Origin of the sequence: Streptomyces sp. GC420 (genome assembly GCF_009916105.1) — a bacterium.
Classification (GTDB): domain Bacteria; phylum Actinomycetota; class Actinomycetes; order Streptomycetales; family Streptomycetaceae; genus Streptomyces.
The window spans coordinates 1-635 of record NZ_JAAAXQ010000819.1 but is presented as its reverse complement, the minus strand read 5'-3'; the positions used below and the strand labels follow the sequence as shown (position 1 = coordinate 635).

The 635-nt window shown below is 70.9% G+C and carries 1 protein-coding gene; it reads right to left on the bottom strand.

Features of this window, described 5'->3' with window-relative positions; genetic code table 11:
- Window positions 1-635: ATP-binding protein (locus GUY61_RS38800; RefSeq protein WP_208107007.1), on the bottom strand; the 635-nt coding region annotated here is incomplete at both ends.

The window sequence follows — 635 nt, the reverse complement described above, 5'->3', positions numbered from 1 at the left end:
GGGGGCCGCAGTCGATGAGGGTGGCGCGTCCGGCGAGTTGGGCGCCCTGTGTCCCGCTGAAGAGGGGTGTTTCGGGGAGGTTGATGCCGGCGTAGACGAACGTGGCGGGCAGGCGTTCGGTGAGGTCTTTCAATAGGTCGGCGGCCTGGGCGCCGGTGGTGGTGCGGGGGTTGAGGCGGTGGATTTCGTCGATGAGGACGAGTTGGACGCCGGCGGCGGTGTAGGTGTGGCAGACGGCGTCGGTGATCTGGGTCTGGGTCATGCGGGCGGCTACGGGGATGCCGAGGTAGCGGGCGAATTCGGTGATGAGGGTTTTCGCGGTGGCGCCGGGCGGGACGAGGACGTAGGCGACGGGTGCCGAGCCGTGGGCTGATCCGGGCGGTGCGGGGTTCTTGCGGGTGTGGGCGAGGTGGCAGGCGCGGCCGACGTGGAGGAGGGCGGTGGTTTTGCCGGCTGCGGCGGGGCCGGTGACGATCAGCGAGGGCCGTGCGGTGGCCTGTTGGTGGCGGCCGAGGATCATCAGGGTGCGGACCTGGGCGGCGAGGGCGCTGATGGCGGGGGTACGGATGGTCACGAACGCGGAGTGGTAGGCGAGGCGCTCTTCCGTACTGCGGGGCGGATCTTCGGGCTGGGGC